The following is a 19,404-nucleotide window of genomic DNA, read 5'->3' on the forward strand; positions in this document are numbered from 1 at the left end:
TGGAGGACGGCTACCCGCTGATGGAGCTGGTCTCCGTGGCGGAGTGAGCCGACGCGCTCCCCGAGGTGATCGTCGATCGGGCCCGCGACCGCGGCATCGACTGTACGACGTCACAGCTCCACCTGACGAACGGCGCGACGAACGCGATAGACACGGTGTGTCAGACCTTCCTCGACCCCGGCGACACGGTGTTCGTCGAGTCGCCAACGTTCATGGGCGCGCTGCGGCTGTTCCGCAACTACGGCGTCGACATCGAGGGGTGCGAGATGGACGCCGACGGGCTCGACGTCGAGGCCCTCGCCGACGAGCTCGCCGCCCGCGACGCGGCGGGCGAGCCGCTCCCGAAGCTGCTGTACACCATCCCGAACTTCCACAACCCGACCGGCGTGACGCTCTCCGCCGAGCGCCGCAGGCGGCTCCTCGAACTGGCGGGGCGTGCTGAAAGACGTCACGCTCCCGATCATCTCGCCCGCCATCGCCGCGGGCTTCGTGTTCGCGTGGCTCCGCTCGTTCGAGGACTTCATCCGCGTCTTCTTCGTCGGCGGGACGATGGACGCGCTCACGAAGGAGATGTACGGCATGGTGGTGTACTCGCAGGGGACGGAGGCGATGGACCCGATGGCGACGATCATCGTCTTGGTCGTCAGCGCCGCGCTGGCCGTCGCGATCAACTTCCGAGACATCCTCGAGTACGTCTGACCGGTCCGGGCGGTCCTTTTATTCCGGCCCCGTTCTCGACGCCATCCGACGCCAGTCCCGGCGCCGGCGACCAGACGTGCGCGCGGAGTCTCGACGTCGCGACGGGGGTGACGATAGAGAACCAACCGCACCGCGAGGCGGGTGACGTGACGCCCCGCGGCGACCGGGTGGCCGACGCCATCGATCGGGGAACGACGACACCGAGTCCACCGGTCCCCCGACGGACGCCGAACTGCGGATCGCTTACGAGGGGTCGTCGGCACGCGGATGGCGACGGAAGGCGACCAACCCGCTGGCGGCGCCGGTCGAGGTGGTCGAGACGGCGGAACCCGGCCGGTGACCGGCGACCGCTCGCTCCCGGCGAGACGCGGTCAGCGCTCGTAGGCGTACACCGACTCCGGCTCCGGGAAGAACGCGCTCGGGTCCTCGTGTTCGATCGACCCGAGAGCCGTCCCGTCGACCTTCTTCACGTGCGTGTACATGCGTCCGCGGTCGAGGGCCGTCCTGACGAGCGGCGCCGCGAACCGGAGTCGGAACGTGCCGGCGACGAACATCGCGATCTGCTCGTCGTGGTCGAGACACTCGGTGACGATGAACCGAACCCCCTCACCGTCGGCCTGATACACTCCGATCTCGTCGAAGTCGGCACGTTCGGACAGCGCGACGAACTCGTCTTCGACGTCGCCCGGAACGACGTAGCTCAGCCCCCACTCGTCCGTCTCGCCCGTGTCCGGCGACTTCGGCGTCGTGTCCCCCGCCGCGACCGTGAACGTCTCGTATCCGGCCTCCTCGCGGTCGGCGGCCATCGCCTTCATGTCCTCGACCGTCCGCTGTAGCCCCGTCTTGGACTGTTCAACCGACCGTGCGCGCCGCTCGGCGTCGTCCGCGTCCCGTCCGTTCGGGTCCGTTCGAACCATGCTCTCGCACTGTCACAGAGAGGTAAAACGCTTGTGCGCTTCAGACGCCGACGCCTGCGACGAGTTCGAGCAACAGCGACACGCCCAACACGACCAGGCTCGTCACGAACGCCTTCACGTTGCGGCTCACTCGCTCTTCGAACGGAATCGCTCGCTCGCGGAGCGGGGGAAGCCGCATGAGTCTGGTCTCGACGTCCCACGCCTCGTCGGTGTCGAGGGTGACGCGTTCGCGGTCACGACGCTTCGACTTGGGTTGAATGGCTAACGAGCCCAGACCGAACAGCGCGAACCCGACGACGAACAGGACGTACTTCAGCGTGATCAGGCCGTCACCGAACGCGAAGGCGACGACGGCGCAGGCCCCGACGACGGCGGCCGACGCGGCGCCGACCCAGACGGCGAACTCGCTGATCCGGTCGGCGTTAGTCGCTGTCCGCACGGCGCGTAAGCACGGGGTCTACGTCCTCGTACTCGTCGGAGTGCCGGTGACAGTAGCTGTACCGACCCGACGCGGACACCTCGTACATCTCGGGCGGTTCGTCGTCACAGACGCTGGCGAACTCCTCGTAGAGGTGTTCTTGCGCCTCCGTCGGCCGCCCCCGTTTGACCATCTCGACAGCGGTCTGGATCTCCTCGTCGACCCGCTCAGGCACCTCGATGCCGTCGAAGGTGTCCGCCCTGCTCTCCTCGATGTCGTCGAACCGGTCGAATCGGTCGAACTGCCGCCTGACTCGGTCCCCCGTCGAGAGCGCGATGCGAGCGCGCTCGCGGACGACCTCCCTGAACCGCTCGATCCCCTCCCAGAGGTCCTCGTCGAGGTCGGCGTACGACTCCGGCTTGATCTTCGCCGGGCAGCGCGTCGAGAGGTTACAGCCCGCCGGCGCGTCGCTCGGACTCGGGGGCGTCCCCGAGAGCGTTATCCGGCGAGACGTCTTGGTCGGGTCTGGCTCCGGAATGGCAGACAACAGCGACTGCGTGTACGGGTTCGACGCGTCCGTGAACAGTTCCTCCGCTTCGCCCATCTCCATGATCTTCCCGAGGTACATCACGGCGACGCGGTCGGAGATGTACCGGACCACGGAGAGGTCGTGGGCGATGAGCAGATAGGTGAGGTTGAACTCCTCTTGGAGGTCCTCGAGGAGCTTGATGATCTTCGCCTGAACGCTCACGTCGAGCGCGGAGACCGGCTCGTCGAGGACGAGGAAGTCCGGTTCGAGCGCGAGCGCGCGAGCGATCCCTATCCGCTGACGCTGGCCGCCGGAGAACTGGTGAGGGTACCGGAAGTAGTGCTTGTCGGGAAGACCGACCGCGGACAGCAGATCGAGCACCCGCTCGCGGCGGTCGTTCATCGTCTTCCAGTCGTGCGCGTCGAGCGGCTCCCGAATGATCTCTCCGACCGTCATCCGGTCGTTCAGGCTGGACTCGGGGTCTTGGAACACCATCTGGGCGTTCTTTCGCCACTCCTTCAGATCCTTCCCGGAGAGCGTCGTGATGTCCGTGCCGTCGTATCTGATCGAGCCCTCGGTGGCGTTTTCGAGCGCCAGCATGGTGCGCCCGAGGGTGCTCTTTCCACACCCGGACTCGCCGACCAACCCGACCGTCTCGCCGCGCTCGATCTCGAAGGAGACGCCGTCGACCGCCTTCACCGGCGGGTCGGCGAACATCCCGTCGCCTCCGTAGTACTTCTTCAGCCCCTCGACTTCCACCAGTACCTCCGACTCCTCGGCTGGAGCCGACTGCTCGACTGCGTTGCTCATGAGTGTTCCTCCGTACTCTCGTTCGCTATTTCGACGTGTTTCTCCACGCGCGCCGTCTCGCTCAGATCGTCAGGGTACAACAGACACGCCGCCGTGTGGTCCTCGGCGTCACCGACGGCAACGTGCTGCGGCGGTACCTCCTCGCAGTCGTCGAACGCCTTCGGACACCGGGGCGCGAACCGACAGTGATCGGCCGGCTCGTTCGGCGTCGGAACCTGTCCCTCGATCGTTTCGAGCCCGTCCGCACGAGAGTGTTCGCCCGGAATAGACCTGAGCAGCGCCCGCGTGTACGGGTGATGCGGATTCCCGAACAGCTCTTCGACGGGCGCCTTCTCGACGATCTGTCCCGCGTACATCACGTTCACGCGGTCCGCGATGTCAGCGATGACTCCCATGTCGTGGGTGATGAACAGTATCGACAGCCCGCGCTCTTCCTGTAGCTCCTTCAGGAGGTCGAGGATCTGCGCCTGGATCGTCACGTCGAGCGCGGTCGTCGGCTCGTCGCAGATCAGGAAGTCGGGGTCACACGCCAGCATCATCGCGATGACGGCGCGCTGGCGCATTCCGCCGGAGAACTCGTGCGGGTACTCGTCCAACCGACGCTTGGCGTCCGGAATGCCGACGGCTCGGAGCAGTCTCGTCGCCTCCTCGGTCGCCTCCTCGCCCGTGATGTCGCGGTTGACCGCGAGCGACTCACGGATCTGGTTGCCGACGGTGTAGACCGGGTTAAGCGACTGCTGCGGGTCCTGAAAGACCATTCCGATCCCGCTCCCACGGATCGACTGGTACTGCTTCTCCGAGAGGTCGGTGAGCTCCTGTCCGTCGAACGAGATCGACGACTCCGGGAGCACCTTCCCCGGTGACTCGATCAGCCCCATGATCGAGCGGGCGGTGACGCTCTTGCCGGACCCAGACTCGCCGACGATTCCGACCGTCTCGCCGCGACCGACGTCGAAGCTCACCGAGTCGACCGCCCGAATCGTTTCGTCGTCCGTGTAGAAGACCGTTTGGAGGTCTCTGACGGAGAGGATCGGATCCTCGCGGCCGTCCGTGGCGTCCGTGCTCGCGCTCTGTGATCGGGCCATCACGCACCACCTCCGGCGGCCGCCTCCTCGCCCTCGCCGGTCTCGACCTCCGGATCGATGGCGTCGCGGATTCCGTCACCGAGGGCGTTCATTCCGGTGACGAGGAGCACGATCATCAGCCCGGGGATCAGCGAGATGTGCCACGAGGGCGACGAGACGTAGCTCTGCCCGGCCGATATCGCCCGCCCCCAGGCGGGCGTCGGGGGTGATATCCCCAAGCCGTTACCGAGGAACGACAGCGCCGAGAGGCTGATGATGATCCCGCCGACGGACATCGAGGCGTAGACGAGCAGGTACCCGAGGACGTAGGGGAGCATGTGCTTTTGCATGATGTTCCGCGGCCGTTGGCCGTAGCTCTCCGCGGCGCGGACCCAGTCTTCCTGCGCGACCTGTAGCGCCGGGCCCCGAACCGCCCGCCACAGGAACGGCCACGTTGTGAACGCGAATATGAGCGCCAACAGGAACCCGCCGTCGAGTACCGCCCCGAGCCACGTGTTCGCGAAGACCGCGCTCATCATTATCAGCAACAGCAGCTGTGGCACGGAGACGACTCCGTCCGCGACCGTGAGTATCCCGAGGTCGAGCGACCCGCTGTAGTACGCGGACAGCATCGACAGCGTCATGGCCACCACCGCGGCCCCCGTGATCGCCATCCCCGAGACGATCATCGTGATCCTGGCGCCGCCCATCATGAACGTGAACAGGTCGCGGCCGTTCGGGAGCGTTCCGAACGGGTGGAAGCGGCCGTAGTCGTCGTAGGTCATCACGCCCACGTTGGTATCGACCGCACCCTTCGACTTCGAGTTGAAGTTGGCGTCGCCGGCGAACACCGTCTCGACCGTCCCTTCCTCCGAGAGGTACTGGATCTGGCTCTCCTCGCCGTAGGGGCTCTGGATGTTCTGACTGACCGTCGAGGGAGCCAGCGCGGACCCGAACGTCGCCATCGTCAGGAACACGACCAACACGATGATTCCGAACTGTCCCCAACGGTGTCCACGGAGATTGTTGACGATGTCGTCCGTCGGAGTCCAGTCGGACTCGCGGTAGTGGTCGCGGTAGACGAGCCACCCGCGGAACGCCCAGTAGGCGGTAAAGAGCGCGTACGCCATGATGAGCGTGAACCTGAGAGCCCATGCGACCGCCGGCTGAAGCCCGAGGAAGGTGCCCTGCCACGCGCCGTTCGGGGTCTGATGCCCCTGGTTCGGGATGACTTCGCGGCTGAACAGCGTCGGCAGCTCGCCGAGCGTCCCCCCCACGCTGCGGAGCATCCCGACCACGCCGGCCTGGAAATCGGTCACCACCTGTGCGAGTCCGGGCGAGACGTACCCCACGACGATGTCGATGAGGGCGGTCACTCCGAGGACCAACGCGTCGAGCATGCCGACCAGGATCCCCCCCCACGTGGCGAACTCGACGGCGAGCAACACGAACATCGGAACGGCCCACCACACGAACGGCTCCGGGTTCTCCGCGATACGGGCGGTGAGCGACAGATTATCGCGGTGTGTCAGTTCCTCTCGAATCGACTCGGTGGAATGTCTATCGGACATGTTACTCACTCTCTCCAAGGCTGATTCGCGGGTCGATGTACGTGTACAGGAGGTCTTGGCTGATGTTGAAGAGGATCTGGATCACGATGAAGATGAACACGAGAGCCATCACCAGCGGGATGTCCGGCCCCAGCACCGCGCTGAAGAAGAGATTCCCGAGACCGTTGATACCGAACACCGACTCGACGAGGACGGATCCCCCGATCAGCAGGTAGAACTCGCCCATGACGACGGGCAGAAGCGGGATGATCGCGTTTCGGCCGACGTGTTTGGCGATGATCCGACGGGGTGACACGCCCTTGGCCTTCGCCGTCTCGACGTACTTCGAGTTGATGCTCTCGAGCACCGCCGTCCGTCCGATCCGTACCTCGTTACCCATCGACGACGATCCGAGCACGAGCGCCGCGGGCAGTATCCACTTGAACGCGACGAACATCGGGCCGGGATTGGGTACCGGAATGAACAACAGCTCCAGGTACGGGATGCCGCTGAATATCTCCACGTTGGTGAACAGGTTGCCCAGCGCATCGGGGGTCCCGGTGACCTGCGTCTCGACGATCGCCGTGCGGTAGAAGCTGAGGGCGCCACCGGCGGTGATCAGCCCGGAGATGATGACGGCGAGCCAGAAGTTCGGCATCGCGCGCCAGATGATCCCGAACCCCGAACTCGCGTAGTCGCGGAACGTGTTCGCGCGCAGGCCGGCGTACAGCCCGACCGGGACGCCGACCCCGAGCGCGATGACGACCGACCAGAACCCGAGCCAGAGCGTCGCGGGCATCCGGTTGATGATGAGCGTGGTGACGGGCGTCTCGCGCTGGATGACCCACGAGTCACCGAAGTCGAGCAGGAACAGGTCGCTGACGACTCGGAAGTACTGTTCCCACAGGGGAACGGGGTTTCCGGCCGAGTCGATGTAGTTCAGCGCCATCCGGAGCTGTCGGATGTCCGCCGGCGTCGCCTGTCGACCGAGGATGCTCCCGACGGGGTCGATCGGCCCGAGGTAGAGGATCAGAAACGACATCGTGATCCCGAATATCATCACCGGGATCGCGAGTCCTAACCGCTTGAGTATGTAGACGCCTCGATTCATGCTCCGATCACCGGGCCGGGAACCGATGTCCCGCCGACGGGTTGAGGCTGGGAGGACTGATTAGCCGGGACCGGCCCGCACGAACGTAACACGGTCCGGACACCCCGCGCGCGACTTGTCGGTGCCGTCAACGACTGTCGATCGTTCGTCGAATCTGTGGGACGCAAACGTAATGGAGTGATACTGGTGGCCATTCTTAACCATACCGATCAAACGACCGCGAGGGAGGGCGAACGGCCGGTCCGAAGCCGATAAGCGACGCTGTCGCGGGTTACTCGCCCTGCCAGTGGTTGGCGTACCCGTCACCGCCGCCGGGGAAGACCTGCGGGGGCGTGAGGTGGTACGCGGACTCGCCGCGGCCCTTGAACACGCTCTCGACGAAGTCGTCGCGCGTCATCACGTACGCCATCGCCTTCCGGACCGGCTTGGGCACGTTCTCCATGTTGAACCCGACGTAGAACGTGTCGATGGTCGGCGTCCGCGACATGTTGACCGTCTTGTCGTTCCCGAGCGGCCCGTACGTTCCGGTCTGCTGGGCGCCGTCTTGGCTCGTCAGGTCGATGAGCCCGGGATCGAACTGCGAGGTCGGGATCCCGCCGGCGTCCGCGTTCTCGTTGAGGAACCGATTGTAGATCGCGTTCGGATCGCTGAGGATCGCGTCTTGGACGTTGTCGATCGCCGGCGCATCGCCGTGGTAGTCCCCGAACGCCGAGGCACGGAACTCGCCGCCGACGCCGGACTCCCACTGCTCGAAGACGAACGGACCGCAGCCGACCGGGTTCGTCGAGAACTCCTGGAAGGTCATGTCGCCGTCGTACCCCTCGATGTCGCCGACGATGCCCTCGGGGACGGCCGAGAACGCCGAGTAGCTGAGCACCTCGAGCGCGTAGCCGAACGGCTCGCGGAGCGTGACGGTGAAGGTGTAGTCGCCGGTCGCTTCGACGGCGACCGACTCCGGCACGACGTTCCCGTCCTCGTCCTCCTCGCGGTCGATGTTCAGGACGCTGATCGGGAAGTAGGTGTTCGTCGAGTTCGAGGACTCGACGAGCCGTCGGATCGAGTAGACCATATCGTCCGCGGTCACCTCTCCGTAGTCGCCGTGGAACTGGATTCCCTCCTTGAGGGTGAACTCGTACTCGGTGAGGTCGTCGTTCGTGGAGTAGTCCTCGATCAGGAGCGGTTCGACCTCGACCGTCCCGTTGACGTAGTTGAACGGCGCGTCGAACATGTCCATGATCTTGGCGCCGCTCGCCGTGTTCCCCGAGGCGATCGGGTCGAGCGCGTTGAACGTCGCGGACGTCCCGTTCAGCGTGCTGCTGCCTTCGAGCCCGCGGACGGACGTGCTGGTCTTCGCCCGGGACGCGCCCATCCCGCCCGGCGGGTCGTAGTCGACTCGGTCGTACCAGAACAGGTCCTCGACGCTGTGGTACACCGGGAGCAGCGCCGCGGACTCCCAGAGCAGCTTCTCCAGCCGGAGGGTCGCGTCGCCGCGTGCGCTTGCCGCCTCGTCGGTGTTCTCCGGATTGCCCGAGATCCCCGCGAACGCCTCCGTCATCGCGCTACGGACTTGGGGGTCGGTGTAGGAGTCTTCGCTCCAGAACAGCCGTGCGCCGTTCGGCGACGCCCCTTCGGCGTCGTAAACCGTGTTGTCCGGATCGACCAGCTGCGTGAAGTTCCTGATCCCCGGGTAGTCCGCGATCCAACCGAGGGTGAACGCGTCCATCTCGCCTTTCTCGGTCCGCTCGAGGAGGGCGCCGAAGTCGGCCTTGCTGATGTTCATATCGATGTAGACCGACTCGAGGCGGGCTCGGAGCGTATTCGCGATCTCCTCCCACGCCGGCGAGTTGTACTGGAGCCAATCGAGGCTGAACCGGTTGTCGGGCCCGTACCCGGCCTCTTCCATCGCCGCTCGGGCCTCCTGGATCCGGTTCTCGTTCGCTCCGTACGGGTACGAAGACGGGAGTTCCAACTCGCCGTCGTCTCCGTCTCCGCCGTCGTCTCCGTCTTCGCCGTCGGATCCGTCCATTCCGTCTTCGCCGTCGGATCCGTCTCCGCCGTCGCCGCCGTTCCCGGAACAGCCCGCGATGCTAGCCGTGAGTGCCGACGCTCCAGTCACTCGGAGGAACTGGCGCCGTTTGAAATTGTCTTTGTCAGACATACACACTTGATCCCTAAGCACAATAATTAACGCTTTCGATATAATGAGTTATCGGTACTCGATCTCCCCGTTCGGACCGAGCTTTTTCACCGGATCCTGAACCTGTGCCCCCACTCGTTACGTGCTGTGCGAGATGGCAAGAATCCGACCCTTGTCCCGATCGGAGGCTTCCGCCACGACCCAAACGAGCGTCCGTCGCCGCCGTCCGCCGACCCGAACCCTTAGTACCGCGACACGCGTACCGCGACCCGAACGGCGACCGACGCCTCGTCCCTCCCGGTTTCAGAGCCCCACATGGTCGACAGACGCCACGACAGTTCGACGGACCGCACCGGCTTCGACGAGACGAAGAACTACCTCTCGAGCGCCCTCGGTCGCGTCGTGCCCCGGTCGGTGGCGCGGCGCGCGGTCGACGTCGCCGTCAGCACGGACGCCGCCGAGTACGCGCCCGACGAACCGGTCACGATCACCGTCGCGATCCGCAACCGACTGCCGGTTCCGGTCGAGGTTCCCACCTCGACCCGCCGCGCGTGGGGCTGGGCGGTCGACGGCGTGTTAGAGGCCACGGACGAGCGGCTCTACGTGCGCGCCGAGGAGTCTACGCTCGCGTTCCGGGCCGGGGAGACGAAGCGGGCGACGGCCACCTGGAACGGCCGCTTCCGCCGGACCGACGGCGACGGCCTCGACCGCTCCGTCCGCGCCGACCGGGGGGAACACACGATTTCGGCGTTCGTTCCGGTCCCCGACGCCGACGAGCGTCACGAGGACAGCGTTCGGATACGGATCCGATAGCCGGCGACCCCCGGTCGGCTCCGCACGTCTTCAGAAAAAACGCGGCGGCGGGCCGCTCAGTCGTCCGCCTCGGGCGTGCCGAGGCGCGCCGCGCCGTCCAACGCGCTCTCGTCGACGGCGCTGGCGACCGCCTCGTCGCGGCGCAGGTGACACGCGGCGTAGTGGCGGCCGTCGGTCAGGGCCGACTCGATCTCGTAGGCCGGCTTCGCCGTCGCGCAGACGCTCTCGTCCGCGAACCGCTCGGTGAGGATCGCCTCGGCGTCGTCCCACTCGTCGCGCTGGATGTGGCCGAGCGCCTCGTCGAGCAGCGTGCCCGCGTCGCCGCTCGGTACGCCGTCGTCGAAGTACCGACCGCGGAGCGCGTCGGGATCGGTCTCCTCGAACGCCCGGCGCTTGACCGCCCGCTGGAACCGCACGACGTTCCGCCACGTCTCGTCCGTCATGTCGTACGCCTCCGGCTGGATCAGCTTCGGACACCGCGTCCGGAACCGGCAGCCCGAGGGCGGGTCGATCGGCGACGGAACGTCGCCGGACAGGAGCTCGTCGCGGCCGCCGCTCCGCGGATCCGGCACCGGGATCGCGTCGAGCAGCGCCCGGGTGTACGGGTGTCTCGGGTTCTCGAACAGCTCCTCCTTGTCGGCCAGCTCGACGATGTTGCCGAGGTACATCACCGCCACCCGGTCGGAGATGTGCCGGATGACGCTCAGGTCGTGCGCGATGAAGAGGTACGTCAGGTCGAACTCCTCTTGCAGCTCCTCCATCGTGTTGAGCACCTGCGCCTGGATCGAGACGTCGAGCGCCGACACCGGCTCGTCGCAGACGATGAAGTCGGGGTTCACCGACAGCGCCCGCGCGAGGTTGACGCGCTGGCGTTGCCCGCCGGAGAACGCGTGGGGGTACCGGTTGTAGTGTTGCGGGTCGAGCCCCACCTTCTCTAACAGCTCCTTGGCGCGCGCCTCGCGCCCCTCCTCGTCGAGCATCCCGTGGGCCTGCATCGGCTCCTCGACGATCGGACCGACCTTCATCCGCGGGTCGAGCGACGACTGCGGGTCCTGAAAGATCATCTGCATGTCCTTCCGCATCCGCCGCAGCGGCTCGCCGGACAGCGACGCGAGGTCCTCGCCCTGGAAGTAGACGCTCCCGCTCGTCGGTTCGAGCAACCGGAGGACGGTCCGCGCGAGCGTCGACTTCCCGCAGCCGGACTCGCCGACCAGCCCGAGCGTCTCCCCCTCCTTGATGTCGAAGCTCACGCCGTCGACCGCGCGCACGTTCGACGACGACCGGGTGACGTACGGGAACTCGTCGTCGAGGCCCACGCTGCCGAGGAGGCCGCTGTCGTTGTCGAAGTACTTGCACAGGTCGCGGACCTGGAGCAGGGCGTCGGGGTCCGACTCGGCGGGGCCGACCCCGCTCATTCCGCCTCACCCCCCGTCTCCGTGAGGCCGGCGGAGAACCCGCTCCCGGTCTGCGTCTCGATCGCCGGGCTGTCGTCGTACCCGACGTCGAACGCGTCGTGTTTCACGCACGCGCCCGTGTGCGTCGCCGCGCCCTCGTCGCTCAGGTCCCGCAGGTCCGGGTGGACCTCGCGGCACACCTCCCGGGCCTCGGGGCACCTGGAGTGGAACCGGCAGCCCGAGGGCGGGTTGATCGCCTCGGGCATCACCCCCTCGATCGGCCTGAGCTCGTCGACCGTCTTGTCCGGTCGCGGCATCGAGTCGAGCAGCGCCGACGTGTACGGGTGCTTCGTGTCGTAGAACAGGTCGTCCACCTCGGCCTGCTCGATGATCTCGCCGAGGTACATCACGTTGACCCGGTCGCAGATCTCCGCGACGACGCTCATGTCGTGGGTGACCCAGATGAACGACGTGTCGTACTTCTCTTGTAGGTCCGTCACCATCTCGAGGATCTCGCCTTCGACCGTGACGTCGAGGGCGGTCGTCGGCTCGTCGGCGATGATCAGGTCCGGCTGGCACGCGAGCGCCATCGCGATCAGCACGCGCTGGCGCATCCCCCCGGAGAACTGGTGCGGATACTCGTCGTACCGGGACTCCGGCGCGGGGATCCCGACCTCCCGGAGCATGTCGATCGCCTCCTCTCTCGCCTCGTCCGGGTCGAGGTCGCGGTTGATCTCGATGAACTCGCGGAGCTGCCCCCCGACGGTGAAGACGGGGTTCAGCGACTCCATCGGGTCCTGGAAGATGATCGCGATCTCGCGGCCGCGGATCCGTTTGCGCATCTCGGACTCGGTGAGCATCTCGTCTCGCGGCCGCAGTTCGCCGGCGCCGTCCTCCTCGAGCCCGAAGATCGTCTCGCCTTTGAACTCGATCTCGCCGCCGACGATCTCGCCCGGGCTGTCGACCAGCCGGAGGATACTGGAGGTCGCGACGGACTTGCCCGCGCCGGACTCGCCGACGAGCCCGACGATCTCTCCCTCGTACACGTCGAAGGAGATCCCGTCGACGGCGCGGACCGTCCCGTCTTCGGTGAAGAACTGTGTCTTGAGATCGCGTACGCTGAGTAGTGGTTCGGTCATATCAGTTGTTTATCCGCGGGTCCAGGGCGTCTTGGAGGCCGTCGCCCAAGATGTTGAAGCCGATGACGGTGATCAGGATCGCGATGCCGGGGAAGAGGCTGAACGTCGGGGCCGGGAGCATGTAGTTCCGCGACGCCGAGAGCATCTGCCCCCACGACGGCGTCGGCGGCTGCGCGCCGAAGCCGAGGAACGAGAGCCCGGCGACGATGAGGATGCTCACCCCGATCTGGAGCGTCGCCTGGACGAGCACCGGGGCGAAGCTGTTCGGGATGACGTGCCGCAGGATGATGTTCCGGTCTTTCACGCCCGCCGCGCGGGCGGCCTCGATGTAGTCCTCCTCGCGGACGGAGACGACGCGGGAACGGATCAGCCGGTTGAACACCGGGACGGACGTGATCCCCACGCCGATCATCGCGAAGCTGAGGTCCCGCCCGAATGCGGTCATGAACGCGATGACCAACACGAGGAACGGGATCGCGTAGATGGTCTCCGTGACGCGCTGGAGCACGTCGTCGATCCAGCCCCCGTAGTAGCCCGACACCGCGCCGATCAGCGTGCCGCCGACGAGGCCGATCGCCGTGGCCATGAACCCGACGGTGATGGCGATCCGCGTGCCGTAGAACAGCCGGCCGAGGATGTCGCGGCCGCGGTGGTCGGTCCCCATCGGGTGTTCGAGCGTGCCCTGCCCGTACTGGTTCTCCATCCCGACCGGCGGGAGGAGCCGCCGGACCTGTTCGGGGTCCTGGACCGGGCTGTACCAGATCGCCTCCGCGACGCCGTAGTCGAAGACGTAGTAGTCGAGCGAGCCGAGCACCGCCACGAGCGTGATGAACCCGACGGTGTAGATCCCGATCCGGGCCGTCGTGTCGCGTTTCACCTGCCGCAGGGTGTACCGGAGGCCGACGCGGGCCTCGACTTCTCCGGCACCCGTTCCCTCCGTGTCCGTCGAGCCGTCGGTCGCTGAGTCTGTTTCGGTAGCCATTATGTCTCGTCACCGTAGGCGACGCGGGGGTCGATGTAGGCGTACGCGATGTCGGTGATGATGACGCCGACGACGAACGCGACGCCGAACATGAACGTCGTCCCCATGATGAGCTCGTAGTCCTGGTTGTTGATCGCCGTGATGATCAGCCGGCCCATCCCCTGGATCTCGAAGACGGTCTCGGTGAGGACCGCCCCGCCGAGCGCCGTCGAGAGGCCGAGGCCGACGATCGTGATCACGGGCAGCTGTGCGACCTGGAAGGCGTGTTTGCGGACGATCTTCGACTCGGAGACGCCGTAGGCGCGGGCGAGCTTGACGTACTCGCCCTGGAGCGACTCCACCATCGACGACCGTTCGATCCGCGTGATCTGCGCCATCTGGAGCGTTCCCAGCGCCACCATCGGCATCGCGAGGTGGTACAGCGACGTCCGCAGGACCTGGAGCTGCGTCTCCGCGCCCCTGACGTCGGCCGGCGACGCCCACGGCACCGGGAGCCCCCGCGCCGGGAACCACCCCAAGTAGAACGCGAAGACGATGATGAGCATGAGGCCGATCCAGAACGACGGCGTCGACACGCCGATGAGCGAGACGATCCGCGAGACGTGGTCGGCGGGCTTGTTGCGCCGCTTCGCCGAGATGACGCCCAGCGGTATCGCGGTCACGATCGCGAAGACGAACGCCGACACGGTGAGGTACAGCGTCACCGGGAGCCGGAGCATGATCATCTCGAGGACCGGCCGGTCGTAGTAGATGCTCTGCCCGAGGTCCCCGGTCGCCACCCCGGCGAGGTAGGTCAGGAACCGCTGGTACGCCGGGCGGTCCAGCCCGTACCGCGCCCGGATCGCCTCGACCTGTTCCTGTGCCGGGCTGGGCCCCAGCATGATCTCGACCGGGTCCCCCGGGATCTGGTTCGCGAGGAAGAACGTGATCGTGATGATACCGATCAGTACCGGGATCGCCTGTGCGAGCCGCCAAAGTGTGTACCGTAAGAGCCCCATCTGTGTGGTTGCTATCGTCGATGTTCTTGGACGATTATTTAGTGTGCCCGATTTTTGCCGCTTTCGCCGCGCCGCTGTTCCTCGAAGCGTTCGAACCGGAGTCAGACTGACCGCGTTCCGGTTTCGAATCGGTGCGGACGAGGCGGTTCGAGGCCGAACCGTCGCTCGACCGGACCGCTACCTGACCGAACCGTTACTCGACCGCGACGTTGTTGTGCCCGGTGAAGAGCTGGATCTCGCTGGAGATGGCGTGGGAGCTGAAGTCCGACACGCTGTTGTGGATGCCGTAGGAGTTCTTGAGGTTGTACGCCGGGATGTGGACGCGCCCCTCGAGCAGCTCCGTCGTCGCGTCGATGTAGAGCTGGCGCCGCTCCTCGTAGTCGGCGCTCTCGCGGGCCTGCGTCAGCATCTCGGAGGCCTCGTCGTACTCGTGGAACGTCCCGTTGGTCGTCCCCTCGACTTCCTGGCTCAGCAGCTGGTACGCGAACGCGTCCGGGTCGGGCGAGCCGGACCAGCCGAGCGTGTACATGTTGTACTGCTCCGAGTCGCCGGTGACGTACGCGTCGAGGAACGTGCCCCAGTCCAGCCGCTGGACCTGGACGTTCTCGAAGCCGGCGTTCTGGAGCCCGTCGCCGATCGAGATGCCGATCTGTTCGCGCTTGTCGTCCGGCGGGACGATGATGCGCCAGTTGTAGTCCATGTCCACGCCGGCCTCCTCGAACAGCGCCTGCGCCTGCTCGAGGTCCTGGTCGTGCGAGATGTCGCCCCACTCGTCGAGCGGGAACTCCCACTCCTCGGCCATCGTCCGCGGGTACGGGCTCACCTGCCGCACGCCGGCCGGCTCGACGAAGTTCGAGACCGCCTGGTCCATCGAGACGCAGTAGTCGACCGCCTCGCGGACGAGCGGGTCGGACGTCGGCCCCTCGCCGCAGTTGAACGCGAGGTAGAAGTAGCCGATGCCGGGCGTCTCGCTGATCGTGGCGTCCTCGTTGTTCCGGACCGTCTCGTACAGCTGCGGCGGGATGGTCTCGATGATGTCGACGTTCCCCGTCTCGAGCTCCGTCACCCGCGTGGTCTGTTCTTCGATCGGGTCGAACTCGACGGTCGCGAGGTTCGGCAGCCCGTTCGAGTCGCCCCAGTAGTCGTCCCAGCGCTCGAGCGTCGCGTAGCTCTCGGGCTCCCACTCGGCGAGCTGGAACGGCCCCGAACCGACCGGGTCGGTGTTGTACGCCTCGCGGTCGCTCGTCCGGACCTCCTTGTTGACGACGCTCCGGACCAGCGCGGTCTCGAACGCCCCGTAGGGGTACGCCAGGTCGAACTGGACGGTCGTCTCGTCGATCACTTCCGCCGTGTCGACCATGTTGACCTCGGAGGCGTTCTCCGTCTCCTCCTCGGCGGGCGCGAGGACCGTGTGCATCACGTCTTCCGCCGTCACCGGGTCACCGTTCTGGAACATGGCGTCGTCGCGGACCGGCACGATGTACCGGGTCCCCTCGCGCTCGACCGTCGGCATGTCGGAGGCGATCCCCGGCACGAGCCCGACGCCCTCGTCGTACTCGTAGATCCCGTCGAAGATCCGGCCCGCGATCTGCGCGGACGGGACGTCGTTGATGATGACGGGGTCCATGTCGAGCGGGCCCTTCACCTGCGCGAAGTACAGCTCCTGGTTCGGCAGGTCGCTCCCGTCGCCGCCGTCGCTCCCATCGCCGCCGTCGGAGCCGTCTCCGCCGCCGGAACACCCGGCGAGGAAGAGCGAGGTCCCGGCCGCGGTGCCGGCGAGGACCTTTCGTCGCGAAATGCGTTCCGTGTTTTCTCGTCGCATACAGGCAACTCTTCTTTCCATATAATAAGGTTTGGGGTCAGCGTGTTCGTACGGTCACTCTGTTCGGCCGGTCGTCCTTTTGTGGCGACAAATTCGCACGCGCACCGCTCGGATCAGCGAAAATAACGGAATCCGTCGGTCGACGGCGGTCGAATTCGGATCAGCGGTCGGCGACGGTCGGAAACTCCCAGATCAGCGGTCGTCGGCCGACGGCCCGCCGTCCGTCTCCCCGATATCCGTCACCGTCCCGACGCCCTTGCTCGACCCCTCCCGGAAGACGAACCGCTGTCCCGGCTCGATCAGGTACGGCCGGAACTTGAACCGGACGCGCGCGTTCCCCGTGTCGCCCGGGAGCAGCCGCCCCTCGTCCGGGAAGAACGCGGCCGCCTCGGAGAGCGTCTCCAAGTGGACCACCGGCTCGTACCCCTCCTGAATCCGGGTCGGGTGGTTGAGCACCATCACCTCGGCCTCGAACTCCCGGACCGGCCGGGGTTCGCTGTCCCTCGGCACCAGCGCCATCCCCCGTTCGATCTCCGCCTCGTCGACGCCCTTCAGCGCGATGCCGACGATCCGCCCGGCGGTCGCCTTGTCGACCCGGTGGTAGTGCATCTCGATCGACCGCACCTCCACCTCGCGGAACGAGCCGTCGGGCATGGGGCCGAGCAGGAGCTCGTCGCCCGTCTCGACGGTCCCCGAGTTCACCGTTCCGGACGCGACCGCGCCCACGCCCGTCACCTTGTAGCTGCGGTCGACGTACATCCGGAACGCCTCGCGGTCGGGCGTCGCGCGCTTCGGGAGGCGCTCGAACAGGCGGTCGAGCGTCTCGACCCCGTCCTTCGTCACCGCGCTGGTCCGCAGCAGGGGGACGACGCCGTCGCCGACCTCCGCGACCGCGGTGTCGACGCCGTGCCGGTCGACCAACAGGGGGGTCTGTCCGGCGTCTCGGAGCATCGACTCGACCTCGCGTTCGACCGCGGCGAGCCGGTCGTCGCTCACGGCGTCCGCCTTCGTGATCGCGACGAGCGTCGGCAGCTCGGTCGCCAGCAGGATGCCGAGGTGCTCGCGGGTGGTCTTCGTCGGCCCGTCGTCGGCGGCGACCACGAGGAGCCCGTAGTCGAGCTTCTGGCCGACGATCCCGCGGATCGTCGTCCGGAGCCACGGCTCGTGGCCGACGGTGTCGACGAAGGAGACGAGCCGGTCGGCGGCCTCGACGACCCCCGCGCGGTCGGACTTGCGGTGCGGGTTGTCCATCCGGACCGGCTCGTCCGCGCCGTCGGCGAAGCCGTACACCGCGTACGAGAGGTCGGCCGAGAGGCCGCGCTCGACCTCGTGGGGCTGGACGTCGAGGAAGCCGCGCGTGCCGCCCTGCCCGTCGTCGGCGCGCCCCGTGACGAGCGTTCCGACGAGCGTCGACTTGCCGTGGTCGACGTGGCCCGCCGTGCCGACCACGAGGTGGTCCTCGTCGGCCTCGAACACGCCGCCGTCGCGGAGCGTGGCGAGGCCCACGAGCCCCGCCTCGTCGCCGTCGCCGCCGGAGCCGGCGCTCCACGTCTCGGCGTCGGCGATGTGGGCGTCGGCCTCGTCGGCCAGAAGCGAGAGCACGTCCATCGTCTCGGAGAAGGCGTCGGGGGAGACGCCCGCCAGCCCCCCGTCGTCGGTCACGCCGAGGACGTAGGTGGCCTCGCCGTCGCCGGAGAGGACGCGATGGCGGAGCTGGGCCACGAGCGACTCCATGCGCCCGTCGGCGAGGTGGACCTCGCGCGTCAGCCGCTCCTTGAACTCGATCGCGCCGCCGTCCCGCTCGCCGCGCTCGATGGCCCGCCTGAGGGCGGACCGGTCAGCGCTCATGGGCGAACGTAAGCGACAGCCGGGCTTAACGGTTTTCGTGGTACGTGGACCCACGGCACGTGATCGGTACCGAGCCCTCGGGAGCGCCCCCGAACGGCGCGGCTCGCCCGTCGGGGGAGTCGGGACGCCCCGTCGGAAATATTATTAATCTAGACAGTATAGTTATTACTGTACAATGACGGCATTCGAGACCGACACCGACGGAGCGACGGGCGGTCGCGGCTCGATAGCGCCCCGCGAGTGGGCGGTCGGCGTCGGCGGCGTGGTCGCGCTCGCCGGGCTCTCGGCGCTCGCGCTCGCCGCGGGGGTCACGTGGAAGCTGCTCGCCATCTCTTGGACCGCCTTCGGCGCCATGGCCGTCGGCGCGCCGCTGGGGGCTCGGACGGTTGCGGCCGATCACCCCCTCGAACCGGTCTGGGGGTACGGACTGGCGAGCGGCGCGATGGTGACGAGCACGGCGCTGTTCCTGATCCCGCAGGCGCTCGCCCAACACACGCGGTTCGGCGGGCTCGGCATCGCCGCGGGGTTCCTGGCCGGGTACGCCGGCCACTCGCTCGGACACCGGTTCGCGCACCTCGACCTCCCCGTCGAGCACACGGCGGCGGAGCTGACGGTCCACGCTCTCGCGGCCGGCGCGATAATCGGGGCCATCTACGGCGCGATGCCGTCGCTCACCTCGCTGCTCGGCATCGCCCTCGTCTCCCACAAGGTGCCGGCCGGCTACGCGGCGGCCCGCCGCCTCGCGGGCCGCGACCGGTCGATCGTCACCCTCGCGCTCCCGGCGGCGGCCGTCGGCCTCGTCGCCCTCCCGGTGGCCGCGGTCGGCCTCGCCCCGTCCAGCGCCCTCCGCGGGCTGCTGTTCGGCGTCGGGGCCGGCGTGTTCCTCCACGTCGCCGTCGACCTGCTGCCGGAGTGTACGGCGGGGAGCGAGACCTGTCCCGCGGACGCCGCGAGCGACGGTCACCGGCTCCGCGACCGACTGCGCACCCACGCGGCGATCAGCTCCGTCACCGGCGGCGTCGCCGTCGCCCTCGCCTGGCTCCTGATCACCTGACGATCTCTCCCCGCGGTCCGGCGTCCACGCCCGACGTTACGACTCCGTCAGGTCGACGTACGTCCGCCGGACGGTCACCGGCGTCACGCCGGCCACGTCCGCGGCCTCCCGCTGGGTAC

At 67.3% G+C, this 19,404-nt stretch carries 16 protein-coding genes and 1 pseudogene; 4 read left to right on the plus strand and 13 right to left on the minus strand.

Annotation, left to right across the window (positions count from 1 at the left end; translation table 11 throughout):
* Positions 1 to 65 precede the first annotated feature (65 nt).
* Both Q0116_RS13915 and Q0116_RS13920 read left to right on the plus strand, forming a co-directional pair.
* A pseudogene (locus tag Q0116_RS13915) lies at positions 66 to 374 on the plus strand (aminotransferase class I/II-fold pyridoxal phosphate-dependent enzyme); the annotation flags it as partial.
* A 61-nt stretch (positions 375 to 435) separates the two neighbouring features.
* A complete protein-coding gene (locus Q0116_RS13920; protein ID WP_297889615.1) occupies positions 436 to 699 on the plus strand; it encodes a hypothetical protein in 264 nt (87 codons plus the stop codon).
* Between the two features lie 371 nt (positions 700 to 1,070).
* Here Q0116_RS13920 and Q0116_RS13925 read toward each other — a convergent pair whose 3' ends face one another.
* From Q0116_RS13925 to Q0116_RS13955, 7 genes are all read right to left on the minus strand, one after another.
* Positions 1,071 to 1,616 (minus strand): hypothetical protein, encoded by a 546-nt coding sequence (locus tag Q0116_RS13925; protein WP_297889617.1) that lies wholly within the window; start codon positions 1,614 to 1,616, stop codon positions 1,071 to 1,073.
* A gap of 40 nt (positions 1,617 to 1,656) precedes the next feature.
* Positions 1,657 to 2,055 (minus strand): hypothetical protein, encoded by a 399-nt coding sequence (locus Q0116_RS13930; RefSeq protein WP_297889619.1) that lies wholly within the window; start codon positions 2,053 to 2,055, stop codon positions 1,657 to 1,659.
* Complete coding sequence (locus Q0116_RS13935; protein WP_297889621.1) at positions 2,039 to 3,373, minus strand: ABC transporter ATP-binding protein; 1,335 nt, start codon at positions 3,371 to 3,373, stop codon at positions 2,039 to 2,041. Before Q0116_RS13935 ends, Q0116_RS13930 begins: the two co-directional genes overlap by 17 nt.
* Entirely contained in the window at positions 3,370 to 4,458 is a 1,089-nt protein-coding gene (locus tag Q0116_RS13940; protein WP_297889624.1) for an ABC transporter ATP-binding protein, read from the minus strand. Before Q0116_RS13940 ends, Q0116_RS13935 begins: the two co-directional genes overlap by 4 nt.
* On the minus strand, positions 4,458 to 6,008 hold the full coding sequence (locus Q0116_RS13945) for an ABC transporter permease (protein WP_297889626.1): 1,551 nt from the start codon (positions 6,006 to 6,008) through the stop codon (positions 4,458 to 4,460). The genes Q0116_RS13940 and Q0116_RS13945 overlap by 1 nt, the downstream gene beginning before the upstream one ends.
* A 1-nt stretch (position 6,009) precedes the next feature.
* Positions 6,010 to 7,098, minus strand: a complete 1,089-nt coding sequence (locus Q0116_RS13950; RefSeq protein WP_297889630.1) for an ABC transporter permease — start codon at positions 7,096 to 7,098, stop codon at positions 6,010 to 6,012.
* Between the two features lie 271 nt (positions 7,099 to 7,369).
* Positions 7,370 to 9,256 carry an ABC transporter substrate-binding protein gene (locus tag Q0116_RS13955; RefSeq protein WP_297889633.1) on the minus strand — a complete coding sequence of 629 codons (1,887 nt, stop codon included), beginning with the start codon at positions 9,254 to 9,256 and terminating at the stop codon, positions 7,370 to 7,372.
* A 294-nt stretch (positions 9,257 to 9,550) separates the two neighbouring features.
* Between Q0116_RS13955 and Q0116_RS13960 the strand changes: the two genes are divergently transcribed.
* Positions 9,551 to 10,048, plus strand: coding sequence for a hypothetical protein (locus Q0116_RS13960; RefSeq protein WP_297889636.1), 498 nt, complete (start codon positions 9,551 to 9,553; stop codon positions 10,046 to 10,048).
* Positions 10,049 to 10,104: 56 nt separating this feature from the next.
* Here Q0116_RS13960 and Q0116_RS13965 read toward each other — a convergent pair whose 3' ends face one another.
* The 6 genes from Q0116_RS13965 to Q0116_RS13990 form a co-directional block, all read right to left on the minus strand.
* The gene (locus Q0116_RS13965; protein WP_297889639.1) at positions 10,105 to 11,463 is read right to left on the minus strand and encodes an ABC transporter ATP-binding protein; all 1,359 of its coding nucleotides are present in this window, start codon (positions 11,461 to 11,463) and stop codon (positions 10,105 to 10,107) included.
* Positions 11,460 to 12,581: an ABC transporter ATP-binding protein gene (locus tag Q0116_RS13970; protein ID WP_297889642.1), complete on the minus strand. Its 1,122-nt coding sequence runs from the start codon at positions 12,579 to 12,581 to the stop codon at positions 11,460 to 11,462. Before Q0116_RS13970 ends, Q0116_RS13965 begins: the two co-directional genes overlap by 4 nt.
* A gap of 1 nt (position 12,582) precedes the next feature.
* A complete protein-coding gene (locus Q0116_RS13975) occupies positions 12,583 to 13,563 on the minus strand; it encodes an ABC transporter permease (RefSeq protein WP_297889645.1) in 981 nt (326 codons plus the stop codon).
* Positions 13,563 to 14,561, minus strand: a complete 999-nt coding sequence (locus Q0116_RS13980; protein ID WP_297889648.1) for an ABC transporter permease — start codon at positions 14,559 to 14,561, stop codon at positions 13,563 to 13,565. The genes Q0116_RS13975 and Q0116_RS13980 overlap by 1 nt, the downstream gene beginning before the upstream one ends.
* Positions 14,562 to 14,754: 193 nt before the next feature.
* Positions 14,755 to 16,383 (minus strand): ABC transporter substrate-binding protein, encoded by a 1,629-nt coding sequence (locus Q0116_RS13985; protein WP_297889651.1) that lies wholly within the window; start codon positions 16,381 to 16,383, stop codon positions 14,755 to 14,757.
* Between the two features lie 192 nt (positions 16,384 to 16,575).
* Positions 16,576 to 18,231, minus strand: coding sequence for a GTPBP1 family GTP-binding protein (locus tag Q0116_RS13990; protein WP_297889653.1), 1,656 nt, complete (start codon positions 18,229 to 18,231; stop codon positions 16,576 to 16,578).
* Positions 18,232 to 18,406: 175 nt separating this feature from the next.
* Between Q0116_RS13990 and Q0116_RS13995 the strand changes: the two genes are divergently transcribed.
* Positions 18,407 to 19,285: a ZIP family metal transporter gene (locus Q0116_RS13995; RefSeq protein ID WP_297889654.1), complete on the plus strand. Its 879-nt coding sequence runs from the start codon at positions 18,407 to 18,409 to the stop codon at positions 19,283 to 19,285.
* Positions 19,286 to 19,404: the final 119 nt, after the last annotated feature.

Source organism: uncultured Halorubrum sp. (genome assembly GCF_937146585.1).
GTDB classification, from domain to species: domain Archaea; phylum Halobacteriota; class Halobacteria; order Halobacteriales; family Haloferacaceae; genus Halorubrum; species Halorubrum miltondacostae.

What these genes read in the sequence shown, in the direction of transcription:
- Q0116_RS13990 (WP_297889653.1), bottom strand. Translation starts at nt 18,231, where the DNA reads ATGAGCGCTGACCGGTCCGCCCTCAGGCGGGCCATCGAGCGCGGCGAG.
- Q0116_RS13960 (WP_297889636.1), top strand. Translation starts at nt 9,551, where the DNA reads ATGGTCGACAGACGCCACGACAGTTCGACGGACCGCACCGGCTTCGAC.
- Q0116_RS13925 (WP_297889617.1), bottom strand. Translation starts at nt 1,616, where the DNA reads ATGGTTCGAACGGACCCGAACGGACGGGACGCGGACGACGCCGAGCGG.
- Q0116_RS13965 (WP_297889639.1), bottom strand. Translation starts at nt 11,463, where the DNA reads ATGAGCGGGGTCGGCCCCGCCGAGTCGGACCCCGACGCCCTGCTCCAG.
- Q0116_RS13955 (WP_297889633.1), bottom strand. Translation starts at nt 9,256, where the DNA reads ATGTCTGACAAAGACAATTTCAAACGGCGCCAGTTCCTCCGAGTGACT.
- Q0116_RS13980 (WP_297889648.1), bottom strand. Translation starts at nt 14,561, where the DNA reads ATGGGGCTCTTACGGTACACACTTTGGCGGCTCGCACAGGCGATCCCG.
- Q0116_RS13950 (WP_297889630.1), bottom strand. Translation starts at nt 7,098, where the DNA reads ATGAATCGAGGCGTCTACATACTCAAGCGGTTAGGACTCGCGATCCCG.
- Q0116_RS13945 (WP_297889626.1), bottom strand. Translation starts at nt 6,008, where the DNA reads ATGTCCGATAGACATTCCACCGAGTCGATTCGAGAGGAACTGACACAC.
- Q0116_RS13975 (WP_297889645.1), bottom strand. Translation starts at nt 13,563, where the DNA reads ATGGCTACCGAAACAGACTCAGCGACCGACGGCTCGACGGACACGGAG.
- Q0116_RS13985 (WP_297889651.1), bottom strand. Translation starts at nt 16,383, where the DNA reads ATGCGACGAGAAAACACGGAACGCATTTCGCGACGAAAGGTCCTCGCC.
- Q0116_RS13940 (WP_297889624.1), bottom strand. Translation starts at nt 4,458, where the DNA reads ATGGCCCGATCACAGAGCGCGAGCACGGACGCCACGGACGGCCGCGAG.
- Q0116_RS13935 (WP_297889621.1), bottom strand. Translation starts at nt 3,373, where the DNA reads ATGAGCAACGCAGTCGAGCAGTCGGCTCCAGCCGAGGAGTCGGAGGTA.
- Q0116_RS13995 (WP_297889654.1), top strand. Translation starts at nt 18,407, where the DNA reads ATGACGGCATTCGAGACCGACACCGACGGAGCGACGGGCGGTCGCGGC.
- Q0116_RS13970 (WP_297889642.1), bottom strand. Translation starts at nt 12,581, where the DNA reads ATGACCGAACCACTACTCAGCGTACGCGATCTCAAGACACAGTTCTTC.